The sequence below is a fragment of the Lactobacillus sp. W8093 genome (genome assembly GCF_016100925.1).
Lineage (GTDB): Bacteria > Bacillota > Bacilli > Lactobacillales > Lactobacillaceae > Lactobacillus > Lactobacillus helsingborgensis.
Map to the genome: position 1 here is coordinate 106,550 of NZ_JACFRL010000007.1, position 25,036 is coordinate 131,585.

At 36.1% G+C, this 25,036-nt stretch carries 36 protein-coding genes; 1 reads left to right on the forward strand and 35 read right to left on the reverse strand.

Going from position 1 to position 25,036, the window contains the following annotated elements:
- Positions 1–2 precede the first annotated feature (2 nt).
- The 35 genes from H3T47_RS06265 to H3T47_RS06430 form a co-directional block, all read right to left on the reverse strand.
- On the reverse strand, positions 3–3,140 hold the full coding sequence (locus H3T47_RS06265; RefSeq protein WP_199282884.1) for a tape measure protein: 3,138 nt from the start codon (positions 3,138–3,140) through the stop codon (positions 3–5).
- Between the two features lie 199 nt (positions 3,141–3,339).
- Positions 3,340–3,771 (reverse strand): hypothetical protein, encoded by a 432-nt coding sequence (locus H3T47_RS06270; protein ID WP_199282885.1) that lies wholly within the window; start codon positions 3,769–3,771, stop codon positions 3,340–3,342.
- A gap of 13 nt (positions 3,772–3,784) precedes the next feature.
- Positions 3,785–4,270: a phage tail tube protein gene (locus tag H3T47_RS06275; RefSeq protein ID WP_199282886.1), complete on the reverse strand. Its 486-nt coding sequence runs from the start codon at positions 4,268–4,270 to the stop codon at positions 3,785–3,787.
- Positions 4,271–4,287: 17 nt separating this feature from the next.
- Positions 4,288–5,691, reverse strand: coding sequence for a phage tail sheath C-terminal domain-containing protein (locus H3T47_RS06280; RefSeq protein ID WP_199282887.1), 1,404 nt, complete (start codon positions 5,689–5,691; stop codon positions 4,288–4,290).
- Positions 5,688–6,095: a DUF6838 family protein gene (locus tag H3T47_RS06285; protein ID WP_199282888.1), complete on the reverse strand. Its 408-nt coding sequence runs from the start codon at positions 6,093–6,095 to the stop codon at positions 5,688–5,690. The genes H3T47_RS06280 and H3T47_RS06285 overlap by 4 nt, the downstream gene beginning before the upstream one ends.
- A gap of 2 nt (positions 6,096–6,097) precedes the next feature.
- On the reverse strand, positions 6,098–6,532 hold the full coding sequence (locus H3T47_RS06290) for an HK97 gp10 family phage protein (RefSeq protein ID WP_199282889.1): 435 nt from the start codon (positions 6,530–6,532) through the stop codon (positions 6,098–6,100).
- On the reverse strand, positions 6,529–6,894 hold the full coding sequence (locus H3T47_RS06295; protein ID WP_199282931.1) for a hypothetical protein: 366 nt from the start codon (positions 6,892–6,894) through the stop codon (positions 6,529–6,531). Before H3T47_RS06295 ends, H3T47_RS06290 begins: the two co-directional genes overlap by 4 nt.
- On the reverse strand, positions 6,894–7,259 hold the full coding sequence (locus tag H3T47_RS06300; RefSeq protein WP_199282890.1) for a hypothetical protein: 366 nt from the start codon (positions 7,257–7,259) through the stop codon (positions 6,894–6,896). The genes H3T47_RS06295 and H3T47_RS06300 overlap by 1 nt, the downstream gene beginning before the upstream one ends.
- Positions 7,260–7,261: 2 nt before the next feature.
- A complete protein-coding gene (locus H3T47_RS06305; RefSeq protein ID WP_199282891.1) occupies positions 7,262–8,212 on the reverse strand; it encodes a capsid protein in 951 nt (316 codons plus the stop codon).
- On the reverse strand, positions 8,199–8,765 hold the full coding sequence (locus H3T47_RS06310; RefSeq protein WP_199282892.1) for a phage scaffolding protein: 567 nt from the start codon (positions 8,763–8,765) through the stop codon (positions 8,199–8,201). The genes H3T47_RS06305 and H3T47_RS06310 overlap by 14 nt, the downstream gene beginning before the upstream one ends.
- A gap of 121 nt (positions 8,766–8,886) precedes the next feature.
- A complete protein-coding gene (locus tag H3T47_RS06315) occupies positions 8,887–9,216 on the reverse strand; it encodes a YjcQ family protein (protein WP_199282893.1) in 330 nt (109 codons plus the stop codon).
- A gap of 12 nt (positions 9,217–9,228) precedes the next feature.
- Entirely contained in the window at positions 9,229–9,441 is a 213-nt protein-coding gene (locus H3T47_RS06320; protein WP_045927889.1) for a hypothetical protein, read from the reverse strand.
- A gap of 12 nt (positions 9,442–9,453) precedes the next feature.
- Complete coding sequence (locus tag H3T47_RS09415) at positions 9,454–10,356, reverse strand: minor capsid protein (RefSeq protein ID WP_199282894.1); 903 nt, start codon at positions 10,354–10,356, stop codon at positions 9,454–9,456.
- A gap of 12 nt (positions 10,357–10,368) precedes the next feature.
- Positions 10,369–10,872 (reverse strand): hypothetical protein, encoded by a 504-nt coding sequence (locus H3T47_RS06330; RefSeq protein ID WP_199282895.1) that lies wholly within the window; start codon positions 10,870–10,872, stop codon positions 10,369–10,371.
- Positions 10,850–12,286 (reverse strand): phage portal protein, encoded by a 1,437-nt coding sequence (locus tag H3T47_RS06335; protein ID WP_199282896.1) that lies wholly within the window; start codon positions 12,284–12,286, stop codon positions 10,850–10,852. Before H3T47_RS06335 ends, H3T47_RS06330 begins: the two co-directional genes overlap by 23 nt.
- Positions 12,277–13,527, reverse strand: coding sequence for a PBSX family phage terminase large subunit (locus H3T47_RS06340; protein WP_199282897.1), 1,251 nt, complete (start codon positions 13,525–13,527; stop codon positions 12,277–12,279). Before H3T47_RS06340 ends, H3T47_RS06335 begins: the two co-directional genes overlap by 10 nt.
- The gene (locus H3T47_RS06345; protein WP_233335869.1) at positions 13,511–13,996 is read right to left on the reverse strand and encodes a phBC6A51 family helix-turn-helix protein; all 486 of its coding nucleotides are present in this window, start codon (positions 13,994–13,996) and stop codon (positions 13,511–13,513) included. The genes H3T47_RS06340 and H3T47_RS06345 overlap by 17 nt, the downstream gene beginning before the upstream one ends.
- Positions 13,997–14,272: 276 nt before the next feature.
- Complete coding sequence (locus tag H3T47_RS06350) at positions 14,273–15,067, reverse strand: hypothetical protein (RefSeq protein ID WP_199282899.1); 795 nt, start codon at positions 15,065–15,067, stop codon at positions 14,273–14,275.
- A 100-nt stretch (positions 15,068–15,167) separates the two neighbouring features.
- Positions 15,168–15,830 (reverse strand): hypothetical protein, encoded by a 663-nt coding sequence (locus tag H3T47_RS06355; RefSeq protein ID WP_199282900.1) that lies wholly within the window; start codon positions 15,828–15,830, stop codon positions 15,168–15,170.
- A 230-nt stretch (positions 15,831–16,060) separates the two neighbouring features.
- Complete coding sequence (locus tag H3T47_RS06360; RefSeq protein WP_199282901.1) at positions 16,061–16,567, reverse strand: ArpU family phage packaging/lysis transcriptional regulator; 507 nt, start codon at positions 16,565–16,567, stop codon at positions 16,061–16,063.
- A 13-nt stretch (positions 16,568–16,580) separates the two neighbouring features.
- The gene (locus H3T47_RS06365) at positions 16,581–17,063 is read right to left on the reverse strand and encodes a hypothetical protein (RefSeq protein ID WP_199282902.1); all 483 of its coding nucleotides are present in this window, start codon (positions 17,061–17,063) and stop codon (positions 16,581–16,583) included.
- The gene (locus tag H3T47_RS06370; protein WP_199282903.1) at positions 17,047–17,385 is read right to left on the reverse strand and encodes a VRR-NUC domain-containing protein; all 339 of its coding nucleotides are present in this window, start codon (positions 17,383–17,385) and stop codon (positions 17,047–17,049) included. Before H3T47_RS06370 ends, H3T47_RS06365 begins: the two co-directional genes overlap by 17 nt.
- Positions 17,378–17,776 (reverse strand): YopX family protein, encoded by a 399-nt coding sequence (locus H3T47_RS06375; protein ID WP_199282904.1) that lies wholly within the window; start codon positions 17,774–17,776, stop codon positions 17,378–17,380. The genes H3T47_RS06370 and H3T47_RS06375 overlap by 8 nt, the downstream gene beginning before the upstream one ends.
- A gap of 2 nt (positions 17,777–17,778) precedes the next feature.
- On the reverse strand, positions 17,779–17,973 hold the full coding sequence (locus H3T47_RS06380) for a hypothetical protein (RefSeq protein ID WP_199282905.1): 195 nt from the start codon (positions 17,971–17,973) through the stop codon (positions 17,779–17,781).
- Complete coding sequence (locus H3T47_RS09350; RefSeq protein ID WP_255528546.1) at positions 17,973–18,098, reverse strand: hypothetical protein; 126 nt, start codon at positions 18,096–18,098, stop codon at positions 17,973–17,975. The genes H3T47_RS06380 and H3T47_RS09350 overlap by 1 nt, the downstream gene beginning before the upstream one ends.
- Before the next feature lie 290 nt (positions 18,099–18,388).
- Entirely contained in the window at positions 18,389–19,687 is a 1,299-nt protein-coding gene (locus H3T47_RS06385; protein WP_199282906.1) for a virulence-associated E family protein, read from the reverse strand.
- Positions 19,684–20,475, reverse strand: a complete 792-nt coding sequence (locus H3T47_RS06390) for a bifunctional DNA primase/polymerase (protein WP_199282907.1) — start codon at positions 20,473–20,475, stop codon at positions 19,684–19,686. The genes H3T47_RS06385 and H3T47_RS06390 overlap by 4 nt, the downstream gene beginning before the upstream one ends.
- 20 nt (positions 20,476–20,495) lie before the next feature.
- Positions 20,496–21,065: a single-stranded DNA-binding protein gene (locus H3T47_RS06395; protein WP_199282908.1), complete on the reverse strand. Its 570-nt coding sequence runs from the start codon at positions 21,063–21,065 to the stop codon at positions 20,496–20,498.
- Complete coding sequence (locus H3T47_RS06400; protein ID WP_199282909.1) at positions 21,065–21,796, reverse strand: AAA family ATPase; 732 nt, start codon at positions 21,794–21,796, stop codon at positions 21,065–21,067. The genes H3T47_RS06395 and H3T47_RS06400 overlap by 1 nt, the downstream gene beginning before the upstream one ends.
- A complete protein-coding gene (locus H3T47_RS06405; protein ID WP_199282910.1) occupies positions 21,793–23,178 on the reverse strand; it encodes a DEAD/DEAH box helicase in 1,386 nt (461 codons plus the stop codon). The genes H3T47_RS06400 and H3T47_RS06405 overlap by 4 nt, the downstream gene beginning before the upstream one ends.
- A 5-nt stretch (positions 23,179–23,183) precedes the next feature.
- Positions 23,184–23,450, reverse strand: a complete 267-nt coding sequence (locus H3T47_RS06410) for a hypothetical protein (RefSeq protein WP_199282911.1) — start codon at positions 23,448–23,450, stop codon at positions 23,184–23,186.
- Positions 23,451–23,459: 9 nt separating this feature from the next.
- Complete coding sequence (locus H3T47_RS06415; protein ID WP_199282912.1) at positions 23,460–23,939, reverse strand: siphovirus Gp157 family protein; 480 nt, start codon at positions 23,937–23,939, stop codon at positions 23,460–23,462.
- Positions 23,936–24,286 carry a hypothetical protein gene (locus tag H3T47_RS06420; protein ID WP_199282913.1) on the reverse strand — a complete coding sequence of 117 codons (351 nt, stop codon included), beginning with the start codon at positions 24,284–24,286 and terminating at the stop codon, positions 23,936–23,938. The genes H3T47_RS06415 and H3T47_RS06420 overlap by 4 nt, the downstream gene beginning before the upstream one ends.
- Before the next feature lie 29 nt (positions 24,287–24,315).
- Positions 24,316–24,453: a hypothetical protein gene (locus tag H3T47_RS06425; RefSeq protein WP_199282914.1), complete on the reverse strand. Its 138-nt coding sequence runs from the start codon at positions 24,451–24,453 to the stop codon at positions 24,316–24,318.
- Between the two features lie 12 nt (positions 24,454–24,465).
- Positions 24,466–24,615, reverse strand: a complete 150-nt coding sequence (locus tag H3T47_RS06430; protein ID WP_199282915.1) for a hypothetical protein — start codon at positions 24,613–24,615, stop codon at positions 24,466–24,468.
- A 134-nt stretch (positions 24,616–24,749) separates the two neighbouring features.
- Between H3T47_RS06430 and H3T47_RS06435 the strand changes: the two genes are divergently transcribed.
- On the forward strand, positions 24,750–25,019 hold the full coding sequence (locus H3T47_RS06435) for a DUF2513 domain-containing protein (protein ID WP_199282916.1): 270 nt from the start codon (positions 24,750–24,752) through the stop codon (positions 25,017–25,019).
- Positions 25,020–25,036 lie beyond the last annotated feature (17 nt).

Below are 25,036 nucleotides of genomic sequence, written 5' to 3' on the forward strand. Positions count from 1 at the left end.
CTCTAACTTAATGATTTTTCATTCTGAGCAATTAGTCTATTTTCAATCGCTGCTAAAATTGTATCAGCGTCATAGTCCGCATTGCCTGTACTGTTAATTTGAATAGCGCCACTTTCGATTGTGACTGTGGAACTACGATTGTCATTACTGGTAGCACTATTGCCAAACCTGGTGTTAATTAGTCCACCGGGTTGTCCTGAACCGTTAATATTAGCATCATAATCAACGCCTATTGCATCAGGTGTAGCGATGGCAATCATGGCCTCACTGGCACTAGCAATAACTCCTTGTGTGCTATTCATACCAACCGCCATACCTTGACCAATAAAGCCACCGATTTCAGCAAACAGCCTAGATGGTGAATGAATTTTAGCCTTAGCACGTGCTGCTTTGTCTGCCTGTGCAACTAGTGCATTAGCAGCTGCGGCCACAGCTCCAAGTTGAGATCGCATACCGTCAGCTAAACCTTGCCCAATCATTGTGCCGGCATTATACATTGGTCCAGTCCCTGATCGTGCAATAGCTGCAGCCTGATTAATTGCAGATCGAACACTTGCCAAAAATGCACCCGTTTTAGCTCTGCCAATCTTAGGACCTGGGATAGTCTTCAGTTTTGGCATTGTTGGTTGTGGCACTTTAGGCTTCGCCACTTTGGCATGCAAAGTTTTAATTTTTGGCACTTTTGGTGTAGGCACCTTAGGTCTAGCTACCTTAGCATGTAATGTCTTAATCTTTGGCCTTTTTGGAGTTGGTATCTTAGGTTTAGCTACTTTAACTTTAATTGGTTTTGAGCCAATTTGTGATAGAAGTTTCTTCTTAGCTGTTGCAGCTGATGAGGTGTCAACTTTGACTTTCACTTTAGTTGCATGTTGCTGAAATTGATTCAAAAAGTTTTTACCTGAAAACTTAAATTTTTGACTTGATTTACCTTTAGAAACTTTGGAATTAAGCTGGTTTTGAATTTTTGCTAAAGATGCTGGATCTGCTGTGTAATAGATTGGCAATTTGGTTTTATTTTTCTTGAGTTGAGCTTTTTGCGCACTAACATTGTTCATATCTGCAATAGCCTTATTGTTATCTACTACCCCTTGCGACTTTATTTCGTCTAAGCTTGATTTAGTTTTTTTTGCTTTCAAATCAACGCCTTGCAGTGACGCAATGGTGTTCTCAAGAGTTGTATTATCATTAATACGACTTAGGCTGTCTCCAATTCCCTGCAGATCTCTTAGGACACTATGTGAAGCATTTCTGGTATTGCTAAAGTTCCAATTACCAGTGAAAACATCTTTTATTGCATTTCCCACAGTACCTAAAGCATCAATAAAGCCACGAATAAAATAAATATCAGCTGCTAATATGCTTACTAAATGTGCAGCTCTATCAGCCACTAACGACAATGCAATGGCAATGCTATAGATTGACATAATACTAATTCTGCCGATAACTTGACCGAAAACTGATAATGCGCCACTAGCTGGTTCTAGTGCTTCTCCTAAACCGCTAAACGCAGTTTGCAAAGGCTCTAATACAGATCCAAAATTGCTAAACAAGTTTTGCATATTATCTCTGAAATTCCAGATATTCTTTTGCCATGCGTAAACTGCTCCTGCTATTAAGATTGTTATCCCAGCAATTATTAAACCGACTGGTCCAAGTGCTGCTGTTATTGCGTCACCAAGTCCACTAAAAGCTGTGGGCAAGGTCGTGCTAAAGAAATTGACAAGATTGCCCATACTTTCTTTAGTCCTGTTAACAAAACCAACTATCTCAGAAGCTGCATTAAGTGCCCCTACTGCAATTTTAAAGGCAACAAAAGCTGTGGCTAAAGCAGTAATTGCTGTCGCTAAGCGTTGTAATTGACTGGGGCTTAACCTGCTAATTATTTTTAGTCCAGCTGCGATTGCCACTAGTTTTAAGCCATTAGTACCAAATTTTAGGGCTAAGAAAGCAACTCCTAGAGCTTTAATCGCACTAGGATCAATTTTAGAAATCGCTTGTATTAAATTGGCGATTCCCTGAGCCATACTTAGTGCAAACTTACCTACTCTTTGTCCAATATTAGACAATAAGTTTTTTAGACCTGACTTATTAGTTAATTTTGAAAATATTGTGGATAAACTGTTTGCGTTCTTTTCTAATAAATTAAAATAATCTTTTTTTCCGAAAGAACTTGTAAATCCTTTAGTAAAACTAATGATTCCTTTTTTAACGCGAATAATGTCATCAATTAGCCTATCCGCAAACTTTTTGAAGTTAACTTTGCCCAATTTATCACTAAATTTCGTGATTTCCTTAATTATGATGTCACTAAGCTTTTTAAATTGTGGCTGAACCTTATTAGCAAGCGTTTCTTTAAGTCCAGCTAACGCTTGCCCAACAGTTTTATATTGCGTAGCCATTTTTGAAAAGTTCGCATTAGTACCTGTTTTGGCAACAGCACTTAAGAATTGATCAGTTTTGATAGTACCATCTTGGACATTTTTTACTAACTGTCTCGAAGACATTCCCATAGCCTTTGCGACAGCAGCCATACCTGCCGGGGTCTGATCTAGCATTAATTTAAAGTCCTGCCACTGTATCATTGGCTTTGCGGCCATTTGAGTGGCTTGTTGGCTGAGTGTCTTCATCGCTTGCTTAGGATCGGTAGCCGCAGCTGCTAATCCACCAAAGCCCTTAACTAACTGAGTCGTGTTTTTCGTGCCGACCGCTGCTAATTGGCTATAAGTTGATGCCATGTCGGACGAGGAGTATATGGTATCTTGGGCAAATTTTTGCAATGACTTTTTGGCTGCATTTATTTCTGCTGGGCTTTTACCCATTTGTTGCATGTTACTTTCAAATGTTGACCATGCAACAGTAGAATTGTTTAGTTCTTCAATTAAGGACGTTATTCCAGTTCTAGCTAAGCTAGCAGCATGATTGATCATACTGCCAAATACAGAGCCTGCATTGAGATGACGGAAGCCTACTTTCGCTTTATTTGCACTATTACTTAAGGCTGTCATGCCATTGCTGCCACTATTGAGCGTTGACTTTAGCCTGTCACTGGCTGCAACGCTCCGCTGTATGCCTGAATTAAATTTATTTAACACATTGCTAAAGGCATCATTAAGCCTTAAGGTGCCACTAATTGTTGCCATCTTTACCCTCCTTTCTATCTGTTTTTCTTAGCTTCACGCTTAGCCTCTTTCTGAGCTTTATCTTCAGCTTGAACTTTAATATCAATGGTAGCTTGTACTAATGCTTTTTCCTTAAGTGACAAGCCTGCATACTGCTTAGGTGTCCAGTGATACTCGTTAATGCAGTAGTAGCAATAATTAAAGTCCCTGTTGGACTCAATTAGTTTTTTGCTCGCTCAACAAAATCACTCAATTTGTCAATTTCAAAGCCAGATATTTTCTGAATGTCTTCCAATAGATCGCCATATTCACCAGCTTTCGGAATCATTTTCCTTAATAATTTAGCTGGCTCAGCCAGACATCCCCAACTCTTTTGGAGCTTTTCATCATGCAGGTCAGGTACTACGACTGACTTCTCAATTAACAGATCAACGAATTTGTCGTTATCAGTTTTTTCTATTTCTTGATATGTTTTCTTGTTAATTAGCTTTCGTGTGGCTTGTTTTTGTAACTGGTCGAATTCTTCAGATGTCACACTTTGAATAACAAAAGGCTTCTTATAGCCCGTAATCTTAACTTCCTTTGTGGTCCTTTCTTGCTTAACGTTTTCTGCCAAAAAATCGCTTACGTTATATTCTTTACTTACAGTCATTTTTCATTTCTCCTTATAAATCAAAACCAGTAAATGGTGTAACTAGGTTTACTTGTTCGAACGTAAAGTCTGATTTCCATTGCATAACGCCATCGTCAGCCTTGAAATCGGCTAGTGGCACTTCGTCCAAGTTGACTTCGCCTAGATGGATTGTCTGTGTCCCTGCCTGACTAGTTGGGTCGTTAATGGTAAACGTCACTTCAAAGTAAAGGTCTTTGCCACCTTGTACATAGGGCAAAGCATACTTAGTCCAGTTTGAACTGATTAAATAGCCACCAAGCGAGCCAGTGCCTTCAACGGAAGTAACCTTCTTGTGCTTCCAGCGACTGCCCAATGTCTGCACATCTTCTTTGTTCTTTTCAAGTTTTGCGCTGAATTCGTTGCATTCAATTAACGGAATTACCTTGCCATCAATTGTGACGTAGACCTTGGCATCTTTGGTGGAAATTGTGTCACGGCCATTTAAAAAACTGCCAACTGTGCTTACTGTTTCATCCATTTATTTTTACCTCCTAATTATTGAACAACCATTGTCACGTATAGTTTCTCCATCGAATCCAATGGTTTTACTGCTAGGTTAACGAGAATTGAATCACGGTCATTACCAGTTTCTACCGAAATATCATCTTCCTTGAAATCACTAATTACATTCGCATCTGCTAAACTTTGCAGGTAGCTTACACGGTTAGCTTTAAACAAATCACGTCCAGTTGAACTGTTAGTAATTTTTCCAATAAACATATCTTCAAATGTCCGCTTAGTGTTTGTAACAATCGTGTCCATTGTTCTAACTACACGGTTCTTACTAAAGAATACTGGCTTTTCTGCTGTTACCTTTGTTAAGGAGTTAATATCTTGTTCAATTACAACAGTTTCATTGCGTTTTGTTGTAAAAACTATTTCGCCATTTTCCAAAGGCTCAATAGTTCTGTCATTGCTGAATTTCGGATATGCGCTAATTGCATCTGGATATTCAACGTAGGTCAATGATTTGGCTGCATTTGCAGAACTTGATGCTCCTGCAAAGAACCCTGCAGCTACTGTGGCATCTAGTTCAGTACCGTCTTCCAACACAACACCATTTGCTACGGTAGAAATACCTTCATAATTAACCTTGTCACCCGTATATGGAACAACACCACGTACTTTGATGTCATTGTCCTCCCGTAAATGCTTAATCTCATCAACCAATTGCTTATGTATCGGGCTATCAATTGGGAAACCAGCTGTAGTGGCTACATCGTAGTCTTCGGTTTCAAGTGCATCATTTAATAAATCGCTAATGTCTACTGGCGTAGTAGTTCCGCCTGTCAAATCAACAGTCACATCATGCTGTAAATCAGCTAATGGATTAAGGCTCGTTGGTTTAACAATTGGTGCCTTAGCATTGTCATCACTGTCCTTAGTGTCAGGACTTGTTGGTGTTGTTCTGTCAGTCAATTTAACAATAATATAGTCATTTGACATTAGTGTTTCTGGCTTATCCACATTAATATCCTGTTGATCAACAATCCTACTGCCTAACAAAGTTGATACGATCACCTTGCTATCGCTTTTTTGTACAGTCACATGTAAATTATTGCCAACTGTGCCAGAATATTTAGCAGTGAATGCCCATGGTAATGACTCATCGTTGGCTGTAGCCGCAACACCATCATTGTTGTTTAACAATAAAACTGTATTCGCACCTTTAAGCACTTCATGGAGCGTTTGCAGTTCAGGCTCATCAATATCATGCCCAAGCAATGCTTTAAAGTTTGAGTCACTGTTTAATTTAATAATCCCTTTAGCGCCCCAATTTAGCTGAGTGCCAACTGGTAGTAATGTCCTTCCAATATCCGTACCATTATTGTTATTGCCTTTACCGACAACGTTAAAATAGGCACCGGGACGGCGTTTATTTTGTGTTTTCCAACTCATATAATTTGTCCTTTCACTTCTTCATTGTTTAATTTAATTTCATCTTTTTTATCCGGGTAGAATCTACCCCATATTTCAAACTGATAAACCAGCGTGTTGTCTTCTTGTTGCGTAACCTGTATATGCCTTAACGGAGCAAAATTTTTTAACTCTAATAAACCGCTCAGAAGATAATCTTCCACTCGCTCCATACCCGTTTTAGGATGGTCTGGATCAGGAAAATAGATTACCTGATAGGCATACTTTCGATATTGCCTGTCAAACAATTCAGGCGCCGAACTGGTATCAATTTTCTCAATAAAAAAAGACGGCTCGTTAAATCCGTCTGCTTGATTTTCTGTGTAGATGATTGCATTAGGGAATAACTGTGCTATCTCGTCAGCAATACGTTCAATGATTGTCAATCTTACAACCTCCTTAAAATGTCATCCATTACTGGCGTAATCAGCTGTGGAATTTGGTTAGAAGTTTGCTTAGTGGCCTTCTGCAGAAAATGCTGACCAGGTACCCAGCTTGCCTTTAACTTCTTACCAATAGCTGGCACATATCTGCCTGGTGTCTGTCTATACCCATTTTCCACAAATGAAGCGTAGTTTTTGCTGTTGCGTAATTCCACTGAAATATCTGTCCCACTAAAAAAAGGACCTTTAAGTTCCCAGCTACGTCTTAGATCCCCAGTTTTAATCGGTGTATTAGCTTCCGCATTGCGCTTATAGGTTTCCCCAACATTCTTAACGCTGTTTTTGACTTCATTTTTTAGCTGACCACCTGATATTTGGGTATTAACATGTTTTGCAAATTCTTCAAACTGGCTATTGTCAAGGTCTCCAAATGTACTCATGCTTTTTCATCCCTTGTCATTGCTATTTCTTGGTGGCTCACATAACCAGAGTAACCCTTACTACTGCGTTTATATTTGGTAGTTTTGCCATTAACATCAGTTACAATAATAGTTGCACCTGCTGGCACATCTATTCCTGTTCTGAGTAGTAACGTTGCGTCATACTCGTCAGAACCAAAGAAAGACTGCTCACTGGCTTTTAATCCTTTGAGTATAACCTTAGCTGGTTCATCTGAGACGACCGTCACAGGCTCACTCGTGGTTATGTGGTGTTCATTAACTACCTTCTTGGTAGCCTGAATAGTAACCTTGTCAGTCCATAACATCGGGGCTATGTCTTTAAGCCTATTAAATGCGTCGATCATTGGGGAAGCCTCCGAAAATGGATTAAATTACCGATAAAGTCATTGGTAACTGGATTAAGTTTTTGCACTTGGGCAAAAATTTCAGCAGGTGATCCGAAGTTAACCGATACATCGCCTTCACTGATTGAATTGACTACATAACTGTTAGAACCAGGCCAGCTGTGCGTCTGAATTAATTGCAAACACATTGCCATGATAGTGCTATCTATTTCTGGAGGCAATTCATCAACAGGTATATTGGTAAAGTTGGCCACTGATTGAATTACTCTGTCTACACTAAAATTAATCAGATCATCGTTTGCCTTGTCACCTAAAAATTGGGTGACCTTATCTTTAATCTCCTTTTTACGTTCGTCATTCATTTTTACTTCCCGCTTTTAGTTGTTGACTTAGTTGATGGCGCTTGTGAAGCAACTTTGTCTGCAATCACAAACTGAATGCCCGCAGTCTTAGTGTTCAGCAATAAAACGTCATTGTAAGATTGCTCGTAATAAAGGTAGTTGCCGTTATTAGCAGCACTTGGTGAATCAAAACCTGCAAAGCTATATTTTTCAGGGGCAATTTGAACACCGTTGTAAATGAGCATCATTTCAATTTGTTTAGAATCAGCGATAGTTTTAGCCCCGATAGTGAAATCATAAGCAGTTTCCATTAAATCGGAGGGGACTACAACAATTGAAACATCATCTAAGCTATACACTGTTCGATTTATATTATTCGGATCTTTTAATGTTAGTACCCTGTTAATAGAATCAGCGCGCTTTAATACTGCATTAATTCTTGGGGTTACGTACAAAAATCTATTTTTATTTGGAATACGAGCCTCATCAAAATCGATCATCATGTTATCAAATGCTGTTAATATGTTGTTTTCATCTAGTGTATCTGTATAGATGCCTTTATTCGAATCTTTAGTTTCTTTTTCTTTAAAAAGTCTACTAAACATATATTTATCCATCTCTGGCATTTTTTCATCCAAATTGAATTGACGGGTAATGTTAGCCATTGAAACGACATAATTAGTTTCATCTATATCTGAGGGATCTACTAAAGTGCTCCAATACCGTTCATTTTTTAATTCATATATATCCCAGTCATTACTGTAGTTAGCTTCGACAGCGTTAATTGTCCTTCTTTTTCTATCTTTTCGTCCGTCTAATATGGTTAACCTTGGTAACTTAATGTGATTAACGCCAACAAAATTTACTAAATTATTAGAAGGTGATTGCCATAATGCACTAGTATATAAATTTCCATCATAAAATGCTTGTTGTACCGACTTCTGGTATGTCTCGGCATAATTAACTGTTGCCATTATTTATATTTTCTCCTTTAAAAACATTAGTCATAGTGGCTACTGGATCAGGATCGGTCTTACCGCTACCACCTTGTGGTTGATACGGTTCTTTACTGCCCTGGTCGAATAAATAGCCATCTGATTTCTGCAATGAACTAATTTGCTCGTCTAAACCTTCAAGCTCGTCCTTATCGTTGAGTTTTACCTCGTCCAAATTCAGTAGAGCTTTAGCAGCCTTAGAATTGCGAACCTTTGCCTTGCCCAATACACTGTCGACTGCGCTATTAAGCTTTGTTTGTTGCAATTCTTTAGTTAAGTTGTCGGTGTCCTGTTTGTATTTGGATTGCAACTCTTTGAATTGATTAGTGAGTTCTTCATTATCGCCTGCTTGCTTTTTGAGTGTTTTTAAATCCTTGTCACGCTCTGCAATCTGCGACTGCAAAGATTCGTTAGTCTTATTCAATTCGTCAATCTTGGACTTTGAGTTTTCAACATCGGCGCCATGTAGGCTCATTACTTTGTCAATTTGTTCATCTGTTAAATTTAATTTTTTTAGTTCTTCACGTTTCATATTTGTTTCCTCTCTCGCTTTTTTTACGTGTGGCGAACACAAATCAAGGTATAAAAAATAAGCCTTTTTACGCCATGCTCAGGGCAATAAAAAAGCAGCTGTTAAGCTGCTTTAATAAACTTTAACTAAGCCAAAACTTTACTTCTTTTAAAGCTTCATACAATTTAGTCATGCTGGAGTTTTCAGACAAGAATTGTAAACCTTGATCAGTAATAGGGCTATCTTTTAGTATGTTAATTGTTAAAAAGCCCTGTGGATCTATTTCAAATGTTTTTTTATCAACATACCCTCTCTTTTCTAAATCACTTAAAACACTCACAAATTTATCTGAGCCAACACTATCAGCTATCTTTTTTATTTGATCAGGATTAATTTGTTCTACATTATCTCTACATTCTTTAAGATACTGCAAAATTTTAAATTCTATAGTTTCATAGCTGTTTTGGGACATAATATTTCTCTCCTATGCTGGTACTGCACTGACCACTTCTGAAATCCAAATATCTTGAGGATCGTCACCTGCAGCCATGAAGATTAGTTCAGGCTGATCATCGTCCTCATTTTCGATTTCTTCAACAAAAATAGTTTTCTTGCTACCATCTTTTAATGTAAATGTGACATTTCTTGCGCGAAAATTTGCAATTATTTCTGGTAAAGACATTTTATGTGGATCCATTTTTCAACCTTTTTAATCTAATTTGTCTGGCTTTCTAGGTGTAATATGTGCACCTTTATTTTTTCTATAGGAAATACGTCCTCGTTTAGTTGGAAATAATTTACCATTTATGTCTGACCATAAACCAATATATGATTCATGTTTAAACATAATCTGATTTTTATTAACGCTTTCGTTTTTCTTTCCATATTTGTCAATCAGCGATTGAGCTTCAGCAGGAGATATAACCAGTTCACTTAATGGTCGTTTCCGACCCTTTTTATAGTTATTAAATTCAGGCGTATCCCTTACATGTTTATTATACTGCTCTGCATTAAGTTCATTCCACTTATATTTTCTTTTATTTGTTATGTATCTTGAAGCTTTATTTACTTTATACACTTTGACTAGATTTTTACGCTGATTATCTATTTCTTTTTGCCATTCGTCAAAGGTCATGTTTTCAACATACATACTTTTGCCCGTTTCAGGATCACGAGCCCAGCGTTCAGAGCTATCGGGCAAACCTTCAATATATGGCATTGTTGTACATCTACAATATGGATATATTAACGGATAATTTAAACCTTCAACCTTATCTTTCAAGTCAAAGACTTTTAAATCTAGATAAGCGCACTCATCACATGTGTGTGATTCAAGCGTTGCTAAATATTGGTATTGGTCAACTTCTTCCTCTTTATATGCTTGAGCTGTAGCTGTCTCTGCTACATGTCCCATTTCAGTGATAATCAGTCTGTGTAATTGATAATCTTCAACGTCTTTCAAGCGTTGGCGCATCATCTTAAATATTTGCTCGTTAGAATGTCCTAAAACAGAACCACGTAAAAGTGCATCTCCTAGCTCATTCGGTAACACCTCGGTGTAGTTTTTCCAAATGCGTTTTGAAAAATCACTGCCTCGCCATGGCTTATGCACAATCGCTTTTACCTAATACTCATTTACGTTGGCAAAGTTGCTAGATAATTTAGCCTTCTCTATTTGCGTTAAATAGATGCTGTGCATGTAGGTTTGTTGATACTGGTTAGATAGACTATTCTCTATTTTATCGGTCTCTGAGGTCGCGTATTGAGCTAACAGGCTAGTTAATTGCTCGTCTATGTTTTCAAGCTTTGATAATTGGCTTTGAAAATATTCGGCATCTAGTTCTCTATCAAATCCGCCAGCTTTTGCCTTAGCTCTAAACTCTTTTAGTGTCATGTGCCAGTCACGTGTGCCGATAGTTGACAGTATTTTACGAGCATCTTTAATAGTAATTTCCTGATTAGATGCATATCGCTTTAACCAATAGTCGACTTCCTGCTCCAATACCTGCTCAACTTCTTTTAAACGAGCACGCATTGCTGTTTCATATTCAGCAGTATTCTGCAACTGTTGCTTTTTTTCAAAAAGAAAACGACGTTTCCAATAATTAACCTCTCTCTTGGTCGTCATTATTGTCACCACCGTTTAGAATGTCAGGCTTGCCATATTCATCATTACGGTTTTTAACATCTTCCTGTTGGTCTTTCATCTCTTGTTGCCAGTCTTCAACTATTGGGTTAGCCTTAGCGATTGCTTCTTTGCTCGTCCAATTTGCCAACTGAGCAACCACTTGCGCTTTTTCAACGTCATTTTGAATTGCTGTTCTAGTCCAGGTTTGTTCGATTGGTCGACTATCTGCGTCTGGCACATGTAGCCAGTTCATAATTGCACGAACAAGTTCTGTAAGAGCGTCCCTGAAATATGCTTCCGTTTTAGCTGCTTTTAATTCCAAATGTGAATATAGCATCTTAATGGCTGTTCCTGTGGCATTGTTCGTTTTAAAATCGGTTGGATCGATACCCTGGGCATGTACAAAGATGTTTGTCTTAGTAGTCTCAAGCATTGAATTTCTTGCTTCAGTAGGAATATCAATTGCCATCTGGTCTACTCCTGATGCATCAGCATTGCCCAAATTTGCGATTTTAATTGCCTTATATTTTCGCAAGTTTTTTCTGAATTCATCGAAATCTTGACCATCATAGTTTTTCAGAATTAAAAACACCTGCTGAATATCATCCAAGTCATTAACATAGCCATTATAGATTTTGTCATAGACATCAATTAGGCCCTTGTAATGATATAGATCAGGTTGTTGCTCTTTATTTTTGGGAAAGGCTATAAATGGAATACGACCTAGACCATGATGGTTGACACTTGATGTACCAGTTTCAGCTCCAGTTGCTGCGTCATAAATTGTAAATCTATCGTCCAATGGTTGAAGATCGGTAAATTGCTCATCTCTCGACCTGAAAGCTGTAACCGTCTGTTCGTCCCAATATTCATGTACCCAGGAATATTTTGCGGTGTCTGGATTTAGCTCTTTATATGAGCGTCTCAGTGCCACTAGCTTACGGTTTAAATCAGTTGAATATATCGGGGTTATTTGGTCAGGTGGTACAATTGCATATCTAAATTGTCCGCTTTCATCTATCCAGTAGTGTAACCAAGCCACACCTGCATTAGCTGCATCTACCACTAGCTCATTCAGCCTTAAGCCAAAATTGTCACCAAGCGTATTTTTAATTTGCAGGTTGAGCTTATCATCATCAACGTCTATTGTCGGTGGTTTAGTTGCTAGATATCCTGCCTCTTGGTCAACAAGTAACTGGTGGAAATTAGAACTTACCCTATTGTCAGCAGCTCTAAAAGGGTTTTTGCTTTCCTTACCAGCATCTTCTTCTTTTGTTTTAGACTCGCCATTGTTCTTCAGAGTAATATCATTCTCATTTAAATAATATCTTTTTGACGTGCTGAATTTAGATATAAACTCTGACCGTCTTGCCTGCGTGTTTTGCAAAAGTTTTTTCATCGCTTCTACTTCCAAGGTTCGAAACCTCCTTTCTGAATTAATCTTTCAAGTGCATAACGTGTAGCGTCCATTGTATGATCATTGCCGTCTGGATAACCCGATTTATAGTTACCGTTCAAGTCGAGCTCAAACTCGTACCCAGTAAATTCTCTCCATGCATCCGGACACCTTTCAGGGTCAATGACTATCTCGCGCAAATCTTCTAGCCACTTGTAACCATGATCTCTTGAGCCTTGACCTTTTCGAGCACCGTAAATGTTCAAGCCTAGGTCACGATATTCTGCTATTGTTCCCGGGGATGCTGAATCTGCAATTACCGGTTCATTCAATGGGTTACGCTGCTTAATCATTTCAACTGCATCACGATTCTTTAAACCTACTCTTTCGAATTCGTCAAAAATAAAAATACGGCGTCTAGCCGCATCCCAATATATTTTTACGTAAGCTGTAGGGTCGTGTGCAAAACCGAAGTCTAAGCCATGATATACTTTGTCAAAAGCTGCAATTTCATTATCAGTAATGGCACGTGTTGTGATATTGTTGAACACTTCCGCGCCAGTACCAGTTACTTCACCTAGATACTCGTGACGATATGCTTTCTCGTTGTCCTTTTTCAACTGCTCTGCATCTGCTAAGAACTCAATACCAAGCCAAGACTTAGGCACAGAACGATAATCGGACAAGTTAACCAATGTATCTTTACGCATCTGTTCCTGGTCTACTGCCTGATTAACCCAATTAGATTGTCTAGCTGGTGGGTTATAGGAGTAAAAAGTAATGATACCTGAGCCACCACGGCCTAATGACTGGTTGATTGATCGGATTTCTTCCATGCCTTTAAACTCTGTCACTTCTTCGAAGTGCTTAAACTTGGTGTAGCCTTGGCGGAACGTCTGCGACTTAATCTTACGTGGATCGTCTGCGCCCTTGAATCTAATCTGTTGCCCGGTTGGCTTAAACGTTAATTGCATCGGGCTAACAGACGATTGCCAGTATTCGTCAACGTGTAAAAGGTCTATTGCCCATAAATACTGTTCGAAAACCGAATCACGTAACGTGTTTGCCACCTTACGCAAGACAATAGCATTAGCATTTTTATCTTGCATCACACCAAGAACAATCATTATTGAAATAAAAGAGGACTTGGTGCTGCCACGTCCCCCTTTTAGCCAATAATTAGCATGTTTTTTGTTGTTAACGTCCCAAAATAGGTTATAAAACGCAGGTGAGATGTTATCTTTAAGACTTACTTGCATCTTTATCCTCCTTTGGAACGTCAAAATTGATGTTTACCGTCGTGTCATCAGAATTATCTGATTCCAATCGATCAGCTTGATGTTCAGATATACGTGCTTCAGCAATAGCTTTGCGCAACTTAGCTTTATCTAAATCAGGTGAACCAACATCTGAAAATAACCCTGCTCGTTTAAATACAGTTTGAATCGCTTGCAACTTAACCATTTCTGATTTTCCATGTTTAATCAACTTAATTAGTTCTTTAATAGAATCAGGTAAAGCATTATCAAGCTGAGAAATGCTATATTCACGCTGAGCTTTAACAAATAATGGATCCTTTTTCCATTTCGCTAACGTTCGCCTACTTCGATTCACTTTTTTAGCAATTTCTTCATCGGTTAAAGTATCTTCAAATAATAGTTTAACTGCTGTTCTACGATCACTATTTAAGTTGTTAAAAGCTTTATTTTGTGAATTTTTGTGTACCATCACATCATTCACCACCTCCTAAGTTTGGATAAATAAAAAAAGCATCCCTTCGAATGCTATGCTGTTTTTTATTTGTTTGATTTATAAATGCTTACAATTAAAATTATTATTAATATTAATCATCAATTACCTCGTTTTTTTTCTTATTTATCTATCAATAATATCCTTTACTTTGCTAACAATCTTAATTCATCAACAAATAGCCCATTCAACTTATACATTTTTAGATTTTTTAAGTCTAATATATTGTTATAGTAACTATTTTTTTGATTACTATTAGCCCTTATTTTCAACGTTATGTCTATGTTCAAAGTAAAAATTATAATTTTCTATATCATAGCTTGTTTCAGCATAATAATTTTTTTTATCTCTTTTAACACTAATTTTTGCTTTTTGAATAACAAACATTACCGTGTTTTTATGAATATCTATTTCATCTTCATGATAATCAATATCTTTTCCTGCATACTTCTCTATAATATTTATCACTATAGGTTCGGAGTAATAAATTGTTTGCTTTTTGCCAAAAGCTGGTAAATATAATGCTTGTTCCGGACCATCACCTGAATTCACATTATGACGAAAGGACTGAGAGATTAGAGAATCTTTCTCCGAATATGCCTCGGTCTGACCTAATTTGTACTTATCGGGTTTAAAAACAAAAAATTCTAATGAGGAATTTTCTATTTTTATTTTTTCTAATTTATCTAAAAAATTAGTAATCTCATATTTTACTCTAAATCTTTTAGCATCTACCTTTTCAACTGAAACTTGAAATAGTATGTCACTTGACTCTAATTTCATAATTTGAGGCAGCAAAGCCACAAATGTCGCAGCTACTGTGCCTATTGCACTAAACCAACTTGCAGTATTTTTATATTTTAAAATATGCAAAATGCTAACTGCATTATTTTGAACAGCGTACATGATGCAAGCACTCATAACAATCAAAAAGACTATAAAAATTTTTTTATGTTTAATTACGTAATTTCTTAGTTTTCCATAGCTAAATTTAAATATAAATAACCATACTAAAGTAAACACAACTAACCAACTTAAAAAATCTGCCATTTTATTCACCTCATAAAAAATAATACAAAAAGCCAGCTATTAAAGCTAGTTATTTTGAGATGAATATAATAAAAGTACTCTGCAAAGTACTTTCGATTTTTCAAGTTGATAATTTTTTGAATTCTTTCATGTCATCTTTTATTTTTTTCTTTGTATGATGATTCACTTTTCCCGAATATATTTTTCTTTTGTCTTTTCTATATTGTAATACGCCTTCGCTAAAATCGTAGTCAACAAAAATATCTGTACCTTTCACCGTTTTACAACTAACATATATTTTATCAACATATATAGTACGAGGATAATTTCTTTCGCTAGGTAACGTCATAAGTTCATAATTATAATCTGGTAAATCTACAGGCTCAACATATGTTCCAGGTAAAATACTAGTTCTAGTAATAAGTTTACTAAAATTAGGCTTTTGTTCATCCTCAGTACTTTCTTTAAATTTGAATTCAGGAATTAATTTAAAATCTATTACTGGTAAATTACCTTCTATGCTTTTAAATGAAAAATGTATATGCGCTTTTTTAAGTTCATCAAGCGAAATTGTACCTTCATCACGATCATAATATAGCTTATAATCATCAAAGACAAAATATGGAAGAAAAGAATCAATTTCATTTTGCTTATTCTTTCTTTCATTTTTAAATGAAAAGTACATCGACACAATTACCGCAGCCACTGTACCAATTGCTGATGCCCAATCCGCTGATTGCGGTTGTTTAAAGACTTCGTATAAAAACTGTTGTAAAATAGTCATTTTATTCACCTCATAAAAATAATACAAAAAACTAGCCGTTAAAGCTAGTTTCTTTGAGATGAATATAATAAAAAACATGTAAATCAATAGGTTAAGTCCTTTAAATAATATACCTTGACTGCCGTATTAAATTACACGTTTAGAGCAACGATAGGATTCGAACCTATCGCCACTTTTGTATATACACATTCAAGAATTATTTTTTATTCTTGATGCTACCAATATAACACCTATTCAATCCGACCTTTCTCCGATTCTGACCCGATATTGACCCGATTTTTAAATACCTTAAGTTCTGGAATTTTTACATTATAAATTGTTTTCCATGTATCAATTGTGTCTGCAAACTGACACAAAGCATATCTTTTCAAGTCACCGTACCTGGAATCACTGTACTGCACCTTAGCTGCTACTTGCCAATCACTAAGTTCATCTATATATAATGATTTTAGGATTGTCCTAAATGGTTGTTTTGAACTATCAGCGCATTGTTCAATGGCATGATAGACTGCTTGGCATTTATCTTGTGCTTCAAAAATAGTCGCCATTTTATTCTCAGCTGAGTTGCCACCATGACTCATAATACCAGTAGGATCAAGCTGTGGACTGCTAAGGTCAGTACGATGATAACCAGCTCTTATTAGGTAATGTTCAAAATTAAATTTGAAAAAGTCACGTACCTTTTGAGCGGTTCTTTTCTGATCAATATCAATAGGTAAATCGATGTTTTCTTCCACAGCTCTTTCCTTTCTATTCTTTGGTATAAATTTTGTTTTTACAAAAATACTTATCTCCGGATTTTAGCTTTTTAAAGCGGACAATTTTGCGAAACTTTCTTAAATAATATCCTTTTTTATCTAAATAAAGCCTTGCGCTATCAACAAATTTAAGTGTTTGATGAGTGATAACACGGTATTTGCTAAAGTTTTTACTATATATTTTTTGTCCGGTTTTTCGATTAATCGCCACATATTTAAAATATGGTTTAACTTCTAATCCTAAACGATTAACAGCCGATCTAATTTTATTTTGGCTAAAATTTAATTCAGTTGCTATTTCACTAATTGAATAACCATCATTAATTAAGGTAGTGATTTTAGCGTCAATAATTTCTTCTTCATTGTTATAAAGCGATTTTTGAATAGATTTTAAAGTTAAATTATTTTCTGGTACCAATGCTAATGTTCCATATTCATTTTCTAAATTATGAATTAAATTATACGGGATAGCCATATCCCACCAAGCCTCCTTCCACAATCATACGAGCATCTTTTGTACTACGAGCAATTCCATGTATTACATTATGTGATAATAGAAAATTATGAAATCTAATCTGATCATTTCTAGGTTTACCAATTTTAGATTTTACTTCTATATAAAATACTTGATTGTCCACCCATCTGAAACCATATAAATCTGGATGTCCTTTAGGTAGTCCAGTATCGAACCACCTACCATTTTGCATCAGCACTTTGCCAACATTAGTTCTAAAGACAGTACAATGATGCATTGATAATTCACGCATAATCTGTTTTTGAATTTCATGCTCAGACATAGTCAATCAGCTCCGAATTTTGATAAATATTACCAACGATTTTCGGATATTTGTGATAGAATCCATTTTTATCAAAGCCATCAAACAAATATTTGCTGAGAGATTTTTCAGATGGTAAAGCTATAAATCCACCAAACAAGCTAGAATATTTAACTTCTAAAAATTCATCCACCCAACGATCAACATTAGACATAATAATTCGATAATGCGTTGGCAAACATAGAATATCGCCTTCATATATTTCTTTACCTATAGCATCTTTTAAGCCGGTAGATTGCATAATAACTGGGTCGTCTGTATATGTTTGCCCTGAACGTAAATCTAGAACTTCAACATCGCTCATAGTTTTAGATTCTTTGTTCCATTTTCTAAATTTTAAATTATCATTCATATTTACCACCCTAAACTTGTCCACCACATATATTTCTCAAGAATAATTGATCCAATGATTAAAATGAAACCCACCGCTATCAATGCTAGTGCTATGCCAAATAGTAATTTTCTATCAGATTTTAAATCTAAAAGTATGTAGCCAATAACGCCGAATAAGAGACCTAAGGCTTCACATAGAAAATATATCCCTTTCATTAATTGCTCCTTTCATTCGGCAACTTTTGAAAAAACTCGTTGGCTTTTAGTTGATATTCAGGTGGCACATGACCAACATAGATTACCTTGCCATCCTTATTCCTTCGATATAATGTTCTTGCCATAGTAATACTCCCTAATTTTTCCTTCAATAATTTCCATAATATTTTCCTCAAAAGTTACACTCCGGTTACAGTTACTGTAACCTATTCTTTTCTTACTCATTCAAGGGTTTTGCTTATCAAAGTTTACTGGTTACAGTAAATTTCATAAAAACTTTTTTTAAAGCTAGGAAGCTATATATTATATAAATAAAAAGTTTTATTAATATTTACTGTTTTACTGTAACCAATACCCCTGTTACTTACTTACACAAGCGATTTCGCGGTTACAGTTAGTGTAACTTTACTGTAACTTACTGTAACTTTTGAAATCCTCTTACAGCTTTTTTATTAATTTTAACTACAGCACTTGTGTTGTAACCCATGTGTTCCATGTAATAACGAATATCACGTGTCTGCTTATTATTCCGTGACAAAGCGTTAGGGTCTTGAAACAAAGCAACTGATAATTCCCGGTTAGGAATAAACTTCTGCCCTTTAAATTTATTCTCTAAAACATCCATTAAATTATCTTCAAGACCTGACGTATAGCGAAATTCTTCTCTATTTTGCTTAAGTAAAGCTTCTTGTTTTGGTGTAAATCTAAATGGATCTTTAGCATTCTTATATAGCCAAACTACTTCGCCCCACAACTGCTGCACCACATCTTCAGTTAAATCGGTCACAGGATTTTTAGTTTGCTTGTCCGGATCAGCGTAAATTGATAAAAATCTCCGATCGCCTGAACGGTCACGTAAGTGCCTAACTTCATTAGTTGTTCTAGCGATGACGAATTTCTTTTTAAAATGCAATGGCTTATGACCATAAGGCTTACGGTATTCGAAGTCTTGCATGGTAATAAATTTTTTAATTTCTTCAAAACTGGCCTCGTTGCTAGCAGTCATTTCATCATCATTAACTATCAGAGCGTTTTTCATCACTTCGAAATCGTCTTTCTTAGTGAAAGTATTAAACTGGTCTGTATATAGTCCCATTGGTGCAATGTTTTTAAGGATTGAAGTTTTACCGACTCCTTGGCCACCGACTAAATCTAAAACGTAATCAAATTTAGTTTCAGGATTATAAGCCTTAGCCACGGCTCCCATTAACCATGTCCGAGTAATTAATGTTGTGGTCGCATTCTTCTTGGCTCCAAGATATTCGGGAAAGAAATTATCAATCCTGCGTTTCTTGTCCCAATGTTTATAAGCATTATCCATATAGTCAATTACCGGATTATAGGAATTCATATATGCGACATTGTCTATTGCCTGCTCAATAATCACATTTTTAAAAGTTGCATGCTCATAATCTGAACGAGCTTCAATGTATAATTCAACTGAATTAGTAATCTGATCTGTATATTGACCCTTGCTAATTATGACAGTGCCAATGTTCTTTATTTCTAATTTACGATTATCTACGACATCTATTTCTTGGGTAAATTCATTTAATCGAAATAAATTCTTGAGGTTGGGATCATGCAATAAAATCAGAACTACGTTTTTAACGCTGGTGGTTTTAACGGCACCATTGTTTTGACGTTCAAGCTCAATCGTGGCTTTACGTAACTTATCAGCGTTTTTCTCATTGATTTTAATAACGTCACTCATTCAATCCCCCTTCTTTTAATCTCTTTTTCAATTACAGAATTTACTGTTCTTTCGACTTCGTTCAGCGGAAGACTGTCTGTTGTATTAGTATTTGCAATTAATGCTAATTTAGCTGCTGCAGCTGGATCAACTCCGCGATATAGTAAGCCACCGACAAAACTGGTAAGAGTATCATTGCGCCTGCCGGTATCGCCTAAGCCGTTCACAATTAATTCAAATAGCTTTGAGGTCTGCGTTTTACTGGCAATTTTATAGTCTAAAATCGTCTTTTTCTCAGGCTTAGCTTTACTTTGAATTAATTCCAGTAAACCAGCGGGAGCTGGTCTGATGGGCTTATGATTAAGCCACCGATAGGACTTGCCATCAATTTTACTCGGAGCGACTACCACATAATTATTTTCGTGAGCTTTCAAATCAACACCTGGTAAGAAACCGATGCATTGCGTCACATTCTCTTTTGCAGGTTTTTGAAAAAAGAAATGATAACCATCATGAGCAGTCTTTTCTCGCAATGTATCTTTAAACCATTCGTTATGATCTAAATTAAGGATGGATTGTAAGCCATCAACATCACCGTGACGGTCAACATCAATCACGAAAAACTTGTCAGTTTTAAGTGCAATGTTAGCCAATGGATAGCGTTGCCAAATCTGTTTAATCTCATCACTTGACAATGGTGGTTTATCGGCAAATTTAATCAGCGGTCGTTTATTTGAGCCAATTGGAATGACAGAAAATCCGTGTGTTGCATAGCTAATTGCATAATTGACTAGATTTTCTAGTGGCATAATTTAACCTATTAATTTTTTTAGAATGGTAAGTCATCATCGTTAATATCAACAGTATCGCCTGTTCCATTAAATGGATCTTTGGCATCGGCTACTTTTGGTTGTTCCTGCTTTTCGAATGTATAATTTCTAAACGGATATTGCGGATTTTTCTTATTAGGAGTAGTTTTAATGGTTACTTTTAAGACCTTGCCACATGCTGGCTGTAATGCTTCGGCAATTGCATCATAAGCCTCGGTTTCATTTTCAAAAGCAAAGCACTTGTCGGGCACTGGATTGTTAAGTGTTTCTCCAATAATTTGAATTTCAGAAATGCTTCTAGCAATAACTGAATTCGGCATTGGATCACCATTAGCTTTTGTTTGCGCAAGTGATGGGAAGATAGACTCCTGTCTACCTTCATATTCACCCTGGATAACGCTAAAAGTTAACATCAGGAAATCTCGATCGCCTTTAGCATTGTGAGTCACATTGTCAAAACTCATAAGATAGGTATCATCTGGAATCGGCTCATATGGGTTGTATTCCTTACCTTCTTTGGGGTTAAAACCTTTTTGTTTCAATTCGTTCATTGCATCAAGTAAACTCATTATTTAGTCTCCTTTTTAAAAATTCCGTTACAAGTTTCTAATAATTTTAAAATACGATGGTCTGTTATATTTTTCGGATTATATTGTGTTCTCAAACTTTTTACTTCCCTGAAATATGAAGCATTAACGCCATCTCCAACTTTTTTAGTTCTAATTTCCACATCGCAATTGCCGTTCACCACATTAAAGTATTTAGTCTTAAGCGAAGGGTGGTAAGTAGTCGCACCAGTATTTTCGTCTGTGATTGAAATTTCCCGACTGATGTAGATAATATTCATCGGCAAAGCTTTCAGTTCCATTACTAGCTGTTGCAATGCCGCGTTAAATAATGCATAACCTTTACCGTATGGGATATCACCTAATGACTTAACATTGTTATCCCAGCAGATTGCCTGCTCAAGCATAACGATAATGTCATCTATTACATCTACTACAATCGTTTTGAATTGCTCCTCAGGTTTTCTTTGCTCATTTTCAGTCTGTAAAGCTAAAATAATATCGTCAAGTTGTTGGGTAACTAGCTGCGTTGGCTTGCCATTTTTGTCTCTTAAATTCCTAATTTGAAACGCTGGTGCGGTTCCCTGATCGCTGTTGCCGTCAGTGTTAAGTACAATCGGATTTGGGAAAAAGCTTGCAAAATAGCTTTTGCCACTCATTGGTGCTCCCCAGATGAAAAAGTTGTGTGGCTGTGCCTTTGGTTCTAATTTTTTTGGTTTAGGTAAAACTATCATTTCTTAATCATTCCTCTCATTTTAAGTTGGTAATAAATCCATCCTGGCTTATAGCCATGCAATTTTGCATAAGCATTAAATTCGGCTGGAGATTTTAATTCACTAACTTTCATGTTTGCGACTTTTTTAAGTAAATCGCTTTTTACTATTTCCGCTATTAATTTTTTACGATTTTTTGCTTCAACTAAATCAACATCTTTAACCTGTTTTGCCTCGTGAACTTTGATTGGCTTTCCGCAGAGTGGACACTTGCCATTTTTAACCTCACTGGTTTTCACAACTGCAAAGCAGTAATCACAAGTAATTATTGCCATTCCTGGATTGGTATTTATTTTGGAAACAGATTTCGTACCACTGACCACTGCCTGCTTCCAGTCACGATCATCATCCGGATAGCCAAACTTTCGCACATTATTAGCGTGATCAATAATTATTGCTGTCTTTCCCGGTCTAGGATTTAAGCAGCGCATTGAAAACTGCAAATACAATGCTAGTGACATAGTGGGTCTAGCCATGATTACGCAATCAACATTGGGTAAATCGACCCCTTCAGTAAATAAATTGACGTTAACCAATATCTTTAGTTTCTGATTTTTAAAATCACTTACAATTTTGTCCCTTTCGACCGTTGGTGTTTTACCGTCAACTTCTTTAGCTTCAATTCCTGCATCGTTAAATTCTTGAGCCACCCTCTTTGCTGATTCAATGGAATAGGTATAAACCACTGCTTGCATCCCTTTGGCAATCCGCTGATATTGCTTAACCACATGGCCAAAGATTTTAGTGTTCATTGCCTCATCCATTGATTTATTAGTGTAGTCACCTGTTGAACTGCGTTTTAGTAATTTACTATTAAAATCGTTTGGTGGTTGGAAATACCTGAATGGTGCTAAAAAGCCCTCATTAGTTATTTCTTTAATTGATTTACCAACAATAATATCGTCTGCTATCTGATCTAGTTGCTTCTGACCTGTTCGTCTAGGAGTAGCTGTGAAGAACAATACATAAGCATTTTTGAATTTGTTTAGTATTTTCTGGTAGCTCTTTGCCAGAGCATGATGTCCTTCATCAATCAGAATCAATTGTGGTTCAGGTAACTTATTTACCCGTTTGCATAGTGTCTGCACTAATCCCATTGTTGCTAAGTTAGGCTTAACATCTTGTGCTTTGAAGGTAGTTTTAGCTTGGTCAAGTACTTCTTTACGATGAATAATAAACATCACGCGATTGTTTTTATCAGTTGTTCTCCTGGCAATTTCTGTCATTACCACTGTCTTACCCGTCCTCGGTGGTGACTGCACAATAATGTGATGGTGACCATTCTGCATTGATTTAGTTATGTGTTGAATTAAATCGTTTTGATATGATCTTAATTCGTACATTTTTATTATTTACTATGTTTAATCTCCTGACTTTGTGCTTCGTCATAAACCATCTTTTTCGCTTCCTCAAACATGGATCTAATCACTGATTGAAACTGTTCGCTAGGTGATCCTTCATGTGCGCATATTGGACTAGGATAATTTATATCAAGGTAATTAATTGCACCTTTATAGGTGTCTTGCTTTAAAGCCTCGTTCTTTAAACGGATAGTCCATAATTCAATCGCTTTAAAAGTTTCTTCCTGCCAATCTAAAAATTCTTTATTTAACATAAAAACCTCCTAACTAATTGTTGTTTTTCTATTAGGTTCTAAATGTGCACCCGGTACTTCTTGACCATTTTTCATATCTTGATAAAGTTTTCTCTTATCTATTGATGAAACTTCTTTGGTTACGATATAAACTTTGGGTAATTTACGCTCATCAGAAATGATGGTCTTTTGCTTATAATTACGTGGCTTGAGGATGTAATGTTCAGTATGTAGTTCTTTAATACCCGCATCATCAATTACTTCGGTCATATAATTTTGCAAATTATTTTTCTGATTTTCGTAATGATGTTTCTGCTCTGTAAGCTGTTTGATTTTGTTTGTCAAAAATTCGATGTTTGCGCTGTCTCGTTCAATTAATCCAGCTAATCCATCCAGTTTGTCATCTCTGGTTAATTTCAAAGAATCAAGTGTATCTTTTAATGTTTCTGAATCAATATCATCTTTATCAGCAACTTCTTTGATTGCACTGTTTATTTTAAAAAGCTTCATTTTATTAAATCTCCTATTCTTTGACAGCCGTATGCTCCTTCAATTAGTGGCAAAAAGCTATCTCCCTCATCAACTTCACAACTATTGCTTAGAAAATCATAAGGATCATAATCAAGTTCTTCACACAATTTATCTAGAGAATCGTGGTTAACTTTTAAGCGATGTGCTAAAAATTTTCCTTCATTCTTATAGACATTTCCTCCAGTTGCTAATCTCGAGATTATTGAGTTCTCTGAATCACCAATTAATGTTGCATCTGGATCTTCTTTAGCAATTTCAGTTAATTCTTCTTGAACATTAATGTCATGGATAGCTTGCTTTAGTTCATTACCATCTTTTACTTCCATATGTTATAATCTCCTTAGTGTTATTAATTCTAAGTCCGATTGCCGTCGGGCTTTTTTTCTGCTAAAAATCCGATTTCTTTTGTTTCTTTAAACTCTTCGGTTACATCATCTCCTTCGTTAATTAGCTTGTTGATTTTTTCTGGGCTACCCGTAATAGTTAATTTCATTATTGTTTATCCCTACTTCAAATTGTCCCTGGCAGAAAGGGCGGTAAACTTAGGATGTAGATCATTAATCCCACTCCAGCAATTGCTAGAAGCAATGATACGATTAATAATTTTTTGCTTTTCGGATAATCGCCGAAACCTGCGCATAATATGTGCTGCCATTGTAGTAATATCCTTTCTATCATTTTTTTACCTTTCAAAAACATCTTGTTTACCTCTACCGTTAGTATTTGTTCAGTTCCTCTTAACTCTTATTGATATAATTAATTTATTAAGATAAGAATCGAGGTGAAAAAATGAAACTTGACAGAGATTGTGTAAAAGATGTTCTTTTATTCCTTGAACAAAATCTCCAAAATGGTAAACCTTTGCATCTAAATACAATTGCTACATCAGATAAGCTTAAGAAATACGACAGAGATACAATTTCAAATGCGTTATCTTTACTATTAGATGCAGGCTACATAAAGGGAAAACCAGCTCAAAGCTTAGGATTTGGTATGTTAGACTTTAGAGTTGATGCTGTGACTTTGTCAGGATATGATTATTTAGAAAACATAAGATAGTTTTTAATGATATTGTT